Genomic DNA, 8546 nt, shown 5'->3' with positions numbered 1-8546 from the left:
ATAAATCTTTACCTTTAAAAACAGCAAAAAGCACAACTAACATAGCGACAATGGCGGCTTCAATAATATCAGCCCAATCTACACCTAACGCATCGCCAAAAAGAATATGGTCTAAGTGAACACCTACTTCCACTTTTGTCATTAGAACGAGGCCCAATGCAAACATTGCCGAAAACACGACGCCCATGATCGTATCTTCTTTAATTCGACTATTCTCTTTCAGGTATCCTGTAGATAGCGCACAGAACATGCCTGCGGCAAACGCACCAAGGGTATAAGGGATAGCAAAGATATAAGCAATGACGACACCGGGCAAGATGGAGTGAGCAATTGCATCTCCCATCAAGGACCAGCCTTTCAAAACTAAAAAGCAAGAAAGCAGTGCTGTCGGAATCGCCACCAGCAGTACGATAAGAAACGCCTGCTGCATGAAAGTGAACGTAAACGGCATAAGGAGTGTATCAAGCATTTTTGTGCTCCTTGTTCATCATAGAAACAGAAGATGCCGAATCAGGTTCCTTTCTTGTCATCCGCTGATTACTTTTACGTTTGATAGCAATTTGACCATGTTTAGGCGCAAAGACAAAAGCAGCTAGGAAACAAGCGGTTTGCAATAGCACAATGATCCCGCCAGTTGCACCGTCAATGTAGTAACTAATATAAGCACCAAAAAATGTGCTGCCAGCACCAATAATCACCGCATAGATAATCACCCGAGAGAAGCGGTCCGTCATTAAATAAGCGGTTGCACCAGGGATTACCACCATAGCGATAACCAAAAATGCGCCAACTGTTTGCAGTGCAGCGACCGTGCATGCACTCAGAAGCGTAAAGAAAAGTACTTTAAGCCTCGTCGGGTTCAACCCAATACTTTGAGCATGGTTTTCATCAAAGAAAACCACCATCAGGTCTTTCCACTTCACCAGCAATACCGCGAGTGAGAGACCACCGATAATCACTAACTGAACAGTGTCGGTAGGTGTAATAGCGAGCACATTTCCGAGAACGATAGTCTGAATGTTAACCGCCGCAGGAAACAGCGACACCAGGAACAGGCCAAGCCCGAAAAATGAAGTAAAGATCAGGCCGATGATCGCATCTTCTCGTAACTTGCTTCGTTGGCTGAGGAAAAGCATACCGGCTGCGGCCAAGCCACCTGAGAGAAACGCACCGAACGCAAAAGGCAAACCAAGCATATAAGCCCCCGCGACACCGGGGACGATTGAGTGTGACAGCGCATCACCAATCAAAGACCAGCCTTTTAGCATCAAGTACGTAGACAGAAAACCGCACACTCCCCCAATGAGAGCGCTCACCCACATGGCATTAACCATGTACCCGTAGTGAAATGGTTCAAGCAAATAATCCATCTGAATGAACTCCTTACTTCTCTGGGCGTGATACTGGCACAGCTTGCTGCTCACCATACATCACAACCGGGCGCTCGTGGTCCGACAGTACAGTCAACTTACGTTCATCGTCATCTTCGTGCAGTTCTTTACCACCAAGGATAAAGTGACGAAGCACACCGCCAAACGCGAGTTCAAGGTTTTCCGGCGTAAAGATTTCACTTGTCATGCCGTGCGCCAGCACCGTTCTGTTAATCAATACCGTACGGTCACAAAAGTCAGGAACACTCCCCAGGTTGTGGGTGGATACGAGCATCACTTTGCCTACATCACGTAAATCACGAAGAAGCGCCATGATCTGCTCTTCCGTTTGCACATCGACACCAGTAAAAGGTTCATCAAGCAAAATTACTGCACTTTCCTGCGCCAATGCCCGGGCAAGGAAGACTCGCTTTTTCTGGCCGCCAGAAAGCTCGCCAATCTGGCGCTTTCGAAAAGCCGTCATGTTCACTCGCTCTAATGCCGCGGTCACCATGTCATGATCCGCTTTTTTCGGAATACGGAGCAATCCCATATAGCCGTAGCGCCCCATCATGACGACATCTTCGACAAGGACAGGAAAGTTCCAGTCAATCTCCTCACTTTGAGGCACATAGGCCACAACGTTTTGCTTGAGGGCTTTTTTCGCTGGCATATCAAGAATTTCGACTGATCCTTGACTAACAGGTACAAACCCCATGATGGATTTGAATAGTGTTGATTTACCGCTACCGTTAACCCCGACAAGGGCCGTAATCGACCCTTTTGGAAGTACAAAACTTGCGTTGTAAAGTGCGGTATGACCGTTGCGATACGTTACGCTAATGTCTGATACTTTGATTCCCGCCATTACTGCTCCAGACCCTTTGCAATTGTGTTTGAAGTTACTCTCAGCAAGTCGAGGAAAGTCGGCACAGGGCCATCTTGGCTGCTAAGTGAATCGACATAGAGAACACCGGCGTATTTTGCACCTGTCTCACGAGCGACCTGTTGTGCAGGTTTAGCTGACACCGTACTTTCACTAAATACCGCAGGGATCTGATTAGCCCGGACCTTATCAATTAGCCGCTTCACTTGCTGTGGCGTACCTTGAGAGTCCGCATTGATTGGCCATAGGTATAGCTCTTTAAGGCCAAAATCACGCGCCAAGTAGCTGAATGCACCTTCACTCGTCACAAGCCAACGTTTGTCTTCTGGGATCTGAGCGACTTTATCGCGAATAGGCTGAACCATATCCATGATCTGTTGTTTATATGCTTCGGCATTTTTGTTATACGTTTCGACATTCGCGCCATCGTACTTAACGAGCGCCGCGCGAATGTTCTCGACATAGACCAATGCATCACTCGGGGACATCCAGGCATGTGGATTCGGCTTACCACTATAAGGACCTTGCGCGATACTCATTGGTTTTACACCTTCGGTCACGATCACGCTTGGAACATCATGAAGATTTTTGAAGAATTTCTTGAACCACAATTCCAGGTTCAAGCCATTGTAAAGAATAAGGTCTGCCCCCTGAGCCCGGCGAATGTCTCCAGGCGTTGCCTGGTAGTTGTGAATTTCGGCATCAGGTTTGGTAATGGATTTCACTTCAGCAGCATCACCGGCCACATTCTGCGCCATGTCCGCAATAATGGTGAATGTGGTCACAACTTTAAATTTCTCGGCAGCAGTCGCTGCCGTACCGAACCCCAGTGACACTAACGATAAAAATACAACTGCTGGTTTGGCTAGAGTGCCAAGCTTAAGTCTCATCCGTGTTTTCTCCAGTCGACGATAGTTTTCTGAACTCGGAAAAGATTCTACTCCTACACACTAATGATGTAAATGATAATGATTATCATTTAATTGGTATTTATGGAATGTACGCTGATTCCTAGGACGTAAGGCGGCTGAATGGATCTGACAATACCTTGTGTAATTGACTAATAATCAGACACAAAAAAGAGGCCGTTGGCCTCTTTCCATCATAACGTTCTAACATCCGGTCGAAGATATCGCTAGATCACTTATTATGCCCTCAAGACAAATAGAACAGCTCTAATCACTTTTTCGTATTTTTCACTAAATACAAAACTAGAACACGCCATTTGAATTTGCGATATCGCCACCGCTGATAAGGGAATAAAATCTCATGGAGAAATCTAGTGCCTGAATCGAGTCCCAGTGCTCAACGATTCTGCCCTCTTCGATACGCCAAGTATCGATAATATTCATGCCTTTTTGGTCATTCCCCCTATCCTCTTTATTTAACGTGGCATGAGAATGGAAAATCACGTAATCACCGTCGACATAGATATGCTTTACGTCATAAGTGTAGTCAGGGTATTCCTCTACAAACTCTTCCAGGAAGCTTACTAAGCCAGTGACTTTATCAGGCAGGTTTCGATTGTGTTGAACATAGGCGCTGTCGTTGTAGTGCTCCAAGATGTAGTCAAAGTTATGGTTATTCATGAGGTTTTGAACAAAATCAGTAATCAATTCAGCGTTTTTTACTTCCTGTTCTGTCCAATTTGGTTTTTGTAGCGAATGCAGGTCAATAGTCAGCTTATCTGCATTTTGTGCATAGGCCGTAGTGCTTACCAACAGAAAAATAAAAGATGTAATTGCTTTCCACATAAGTAACTCCAATAATAATCTCGTTTCACAAAGGTATACATTGATCACTATAGTAATTATTAGTAACCTACACTTCAAGAAGGTACCAAAACGTTCGATAGGCACATTTTGGTAACCAGTATTGAGATTTGAGATTGAGAAGGAATGGAAAAGTGACAGCACAGGCTAAGCCAGAAAAGCGGGTATTTCATAATAATGAAGATTGCCCGGTACGTAATGTTGTAGCGCAAATCGGCGACAAATGGTCGTTGCTTATTCTATTTGCACTCGTGGAAGGGGCTGATAGATTTAACTCTCTTAAATCAAGAATAGAAGGGATCTCTCAGCGTATGTTGACCCAGACGCTAAGGGATTTAGAGCGGGAAGGCTATGTTAATCGGACCGTGTACCCTGAAGTGCCTGTAAGAGTAGAGTATTGCCTGACAGAAATGGGGCGAGACTTAGTTAAACCATTGTACCAATTGGTTTGTTGGGCGGATGAGCATCAAGACGATATTAAGCGTGCTCGAAAAGCCTATGATGAAAGGAGTTAATTCTATTGGGTCCGATGAAAGGAAAAAGCCTAATTGCAAAAACATATTGGTGCAAACTACAAACATGTAGCTTGCACCATAAGAAGACATAAGCGGTAACTACCGTTCTTTCCGGAGTGTCTGTTTCGTCTTGAAGCTCTTGGGGCTAGACTGCACTCTGCTGCCCCAGCCATTTAATAATGGCTTGGTTTATTTCTTCCGGCTTTTCTTGCTGGATCCAATGTCCACAATCAAGATTGAGCACTTCTACATTAGGCACGTATTCTGTCAGCCTTTCAGACTTCGGGATGACGTCTTGATCGCCATAGATCATAAGAGTAGGTTGCTGGATGATTGGGTTTACATCCGCTAACAAGTGCCAGTTTCGATCAAGGTTTCTATACCAATTTATGCTGCTTGTGAACCCTGATGATTCGAACGCAGAGACAAAAACAGCCAGCTCTTGGTCACTCATCAAGGGCTCACCGGTTGGCTCTTCACAACGTGCAAGATTAATCATCGCCATACCTTGTTCCGGCTCTTTATCGGGCATATTTTTCCTATACAGATTACGGAGGAATTGAGGTGTATTCTGTTCCAGCACCGCATCGGCAACACCGGGTTGTCGGTTAAAATGAACAAAGTAGTTGTCGCCGCCAAGTATATGTTCCATCAATTCGACCCAGGGCGTTTCCCCTCGTTCCTGGTAGGGCAAGCTCAGGTTTATCACATTGTTGACACGGTCAGGATGCAATAAGGCCAACCCCCAAACGACCATCGCTCCCCAATCATGTCCGACAAAGGTGGCGTTATGGTATCCATAGTGATCGAGAAGAGCGACAAGATCTCCCGTTAAATGAGTAATGTCATATTGAGTAACCTGCAACGGGCATGACGAATTACCATAACCACGCTGATTTGGGACGATGACATGGTAGCCAGCCTCGACAAGGGCGGGGATCTGATACCGCCAAGAGAAGGCATGTTCTGGCCAGCCATGGCAGAGCACGATAGGGTTACCCACATTTGACTGCCCCGCTTCGAAGACTTCGAGTGTCTCCCCGTGGACGGAAACCAGAGTGGATTCAGGAAAATCGGCGGGATCATACATTTTATCTCTCCTATATAGACTGGGGATGTTCAGAATCAGGAATTGACGATGCACATTACACCGTCTAATTCACCTTGCTGACGTCGAGAGATAATTTATATATCTTAATAGTGACAAATACTGACACCATTGAATGGTAGCTTTACAAAATGAATATTCGTCTACGCCAAGATGCCATCGTGCGAAGTCTACGCCGCAGCGGGACTTCGACAGTCGCTGAATTAGCGCAGGAGGTGGGAGCCTCCAGGCGTACAGTGTTACGCGACCTCAACGCATTGCGTGATGAAGGTTTTGTGATTCATTCAGAGCCCGGACGAGGGGGGGGCCTGCAACTTGATCCGCGATCCGTTCAAACCACAGTGAGACTCTCAGTCGCCGAGGTCTTTGCACTTGTCATCAGCGTTACATCGATGCGTGCAGCCGGAGGCATGCCCTTCTCAGAGCTCGCTGACGATGGGCTTGCCAAAATCGAAAAAGCGCTGCCATCAGACAAATTGCACGATCTGCGCCGCCTGCTGGATTGTTTGTATGTCGGGAAACTCGCTCCGCAGGTGGACATAACCGATATCGGAGAAATGGACTCCGCGCTACTGCCCGTTTTCGAGACAGCTTTTCTGCAGCAAATCCACCTGCGCTTTCAATATTGTGACGCCAAAGGAACTGTCACCAACCGATATGTTGAGCCACAAGCAATGCTGATATTGCCGCCACTCTGGTATTTAGTCGCTTGGGATCCGAAACGTCAGGATTTTCGCCACTTTAGGATGGACCGGATCAGCACTCCCGAGTTCATCGAAGGTAAAACATTTCTACGACGACATGTTCCGTTCGAAGATCATGTATCCCCAATTCGCAACCTTGCTCGCTAGCTATCGCCTAACCGACAGAGACTCCTTTTCCTAAAAATAACTGGCTCCTTTAGTTTGTTACTACGTTTGTTTGTTAAAAAAATCAGAGACAACCGTCAGAAAGTCAGGGGTGATGCCATTCCAATACCGCCAAGTATGGCCTCCAGGCGCAGTCTTGTATGTGAAATCAACGCCTTCACTTTTTAACAACTTAACCAGGCTTTCATTGCGGGCAAAGCTAATATGGTCATTAGTACCACAATAGATATAAAGCTCTGGCTCCATGGTGATTTTTTTCGATTGGAATTCTGGATAATAGCTCAGATCAAAATATCCACTGAGTGGCACAGACAATCCAAAAACATCCTGATGGCGATGCGCTAAATAAAGTGCGCCAAATCCCCCCATAGATCCACCCGAAATGGCGGTGAACGTTTTACCCGGTTTTATGCGGTATTGATCCCTTACATAAGGAATTAACTCGTCCATAATATGGACTTCTCTGTTGTTCACATACTGACTTTTGTCGCCATAGGGCATGACTATAATAAATGGTTCAATTGCACCGGCATGAACAAGATTATCCATGAAGTTTTGAACCTTCCCGTCTCTGACCCACTGATTTTGATCGCTACCATAACCATGCAGTAACACTAGAAGGGGATAACTTTTGTTACTATCTTCGGAATAACCCGGAGGCAGGTAGATAGTAAAAGGACTATTTTCACCAAGGGCTTTACTTTCAAGACTACTACTTATGACTGAACCATGAGGGATGCTCGGGTTGACGCTTAATTCTGCAAGCTCTTTCCCTAAAACAATAACCGAATTTAAACCGTCAAAGCCATCATCTGTTGTTTTTGGATTGTTTTTGTCATATATCCATTGCCCATCAACAACGAATTTATACTGCCAAGCACCTTGTGGTAAATACAGCGTTAAAGACCAATTACTATTTTCTCCTTGCTGCATTTCAAATACATTATCTTGCCAATCACTCATCTCTCCAGCAAGATAAACAGCTTTAGCGCCGGGAGCTGTTAATGAAAAAGTGTGGGCAATAGTTCCTTCTCTTGGTGATAGCATCGGATTTTTTTCTTTAACTTCCGATGGGGTTGTCGCCACATTTTCCTTTGCCAAAATAGTGCCATTTATTTTGGTAATGCCTGAACACTCTGTATTACCATCACTCCATTTCCAGTCATAGAACCCTTCTACTTTATTATCCTTAATTGTTGCAGTGGATTCTAAATAAGTAACCTTTCCGCCATTAACATACCAAGGATTTACCTGCCATTTTACATCGGTGCCATCAATCGTACCAGTAACCCCATCATCATCTGATAATTGACATCCTTCCTGGGAAACAGTAAAAACCAATCTTTCTGTTTTTCCATAACCACCACATTGCGAGTCATCTGTATCTGCGATTAAATCCCAAGTTCCAGCCACTGAGGAGCAAGCGAATGTTGTCGAATCAGGCTTAATATAGCTATTACAACCAACCAAAACCAAAAGTAACGCTGCGCTCACTCCCCCAATCAATCGTCTTAATGCCCTAGCTTTATTTATCATACTCAACCACAGTCTGTTGTTATTTCTAAGCTTCAAAATTCTACATAGGCTATTAGCAATCAATTGCACATGCATTGATATAGTCAACAAAGATTGAAGCTTATAGGTGGGATAAGGCAAATCACATTGAACTTGCTTTCTCTGTGTAACTTCATACGAACGCAACGCGTGATCTTAATGGCTTTCGAAAAGCTACCGGACATTTTTTGCTTTTTCTCTCACATTTGCTATTTCGGTCATATCCATGAGAAGACAATGCGAATGAGATAATACCCCATCAAGAAGTGAGGAAGATCTGAGTTAGAATAAACGCACCGCTCACCGTGCAAGAAACACCATTATTAACTGAAATATTATTGGCTAACGAAATTAAATGACTTTGTTTTCTTATACGGCAATTTATATCAGGAATTAGGGAGGATATATCGTCTTATGGAGAAATTGGCGAACGCCATGTTGCTTGCACCATAAGGCTTAGCTAAGCCTACCC

Annotated in this window: 9 protein-coding genes; 2 read left to right on the top strand and 7 right to left on the bottom strand. The window is 44.8% G+C overall.

Going from position 1 to position 8546, the window contains the following annotated elements:
* From MHN01_RS08870 to MHN01_RS08850, 5 genes are all read right to left on the bottom strand, one after another.
* On the bottom strand, nucleotides 1-469 hold a 469-nt coding region (locus tag MHN01_RS08870; protein WP_239411024.1), incomplete at its 3' end, for a metal ABC transporter permease.
* Nucleotides 462-1370 (bottom strand): metal ABC transporter permease, encoded by a 909-nt coding sequence (locus MHN01_RS08865; protein ID WP_239411023.1) that lies wholly within the window; start codon nucleotides 1368-1370, stop codon nucleotides 462-464. The genes MHN01_RS08865 and MHN01_RS08870, both read right to left, overlap by 8 nt.
* A gap of 13 nt (nucleotides 1371-1383) precedes the next feature.
* Nucleotides 1384-2238, bottom strand: a complete 855-nt coding sequence (locus tag MHN01_RS08860) for a manganese/iron ABC transporter ATP-binding protein (protein ID WP_239411022.1) — start codon at nucleotides 2236-2238, stop codon at nucleotides 1384-1386.
* The gene (locus tag MHN01_RS08855; protein WP_239411021.1) at nucleotides 2238-3146 is read right to left on the bottom strand and encodes a metal ABC transporter substrate-binding protein; all 909 of its coding nucleotides are present in this window, start codon (nucleotides 3144-3146) and stop codon (nucleotides 2238-2240) included. Before MHN01_RS08855 ends, MHN01_RS08860 begins: the two co-directional genes overlap by 1 nt.
* Nucleotides 3147-3467: 321 nt before the next feature.
* Nucleotides 3468-4010 (bottom strand): nuclear transport factor 2 family protein, encoded by a 543-nt coding sequence (locus tag MHN01_RS08850; RefSeq protein WP_239411020.1) that lies wholly within the window; start codon nucleotides 4008-4010, stop codon nucleotides 3468-3470.
* Between the two features lie 152 nt (nucleotides 4011-4162).
* Here MHN01_RS08850 and MHN01_RS08845 point away from each other — a divergent pair, with 152 nt between their 5' ends.
* Entirely contained in the window at nucleotides 4163-4543 is a 381-nt protein-coding gene (locus tag MHN01_RS08845) for a helix-turn-helix domain-containing protein (protein ID WP_239411019.1), read from the top strand.
* A gap of 145 nt (nucleotides 4544-4688) precedes the next feature.
* Here the strand turns inward: MHN01_RS08845 and MHN01_RS08840 are convergent, their stop codons facing one another.
* Complete coding sequence (locus MHN01_RS08840; RefSeq protein ID WP_239411018.1) at nucleotides 4689-5633, bottom strand: alpha/beta fold hydrolase; 945 nt, start codon at nucleotides 5631-5633, stop codon at nucleotides 4689-4691.
* Between the two features lie 149 nt (nucleotides 5634-5782).
* On the opposite strand from MHN01_RS08840, the gene MHN01_RS08835 reads away from it, so the two are divergent.
* Nucleotides 5783-6502, top strand: a complete 720-nt coding sequence (locus MHN01_RS08835; protein ID WP_239411017.1) for a YafY family protein — start codon at nucleotides 5783-5785, stop codon at nucleotides 6500-6502.
* Nucleotides 6503-6562: 60 nt separating this feature from the next.
* Here MHN01_RS08835 and MHN01_RS08830 read toward each other — a convergent pair whose 3' ends face one another.
* Nucleotides 6563-8056, bottom strand: coding sequence for an alpha/beta hydrolase-fold protein (locus tag MHN01_RS08830; protein WP_239411016.1), 1494 nt, complete (start codon nucleotides 8054-8056; stop codon nucleotides 6563-6565).
* Between the last annotated feature and the right edge of the window lie 490 nt (nucleotides 8057-8546).

Origin of the sequence: Photobacterium sp. OFAV2-7 (assembly GCF_022347985.1) — a bacterium.
In the GTDB taxonomy this organism is placed as follows: domain Bacteria; phylum Pseudomonadota; class Gammaproteobacteria; order Enterobacterales; family Vibrionaceae; genus Photobacterium.
Note: the sequence above shows the minus strand (reverse complement) of the source record. Positions and strands in the feature narration are given on the sequence as shown.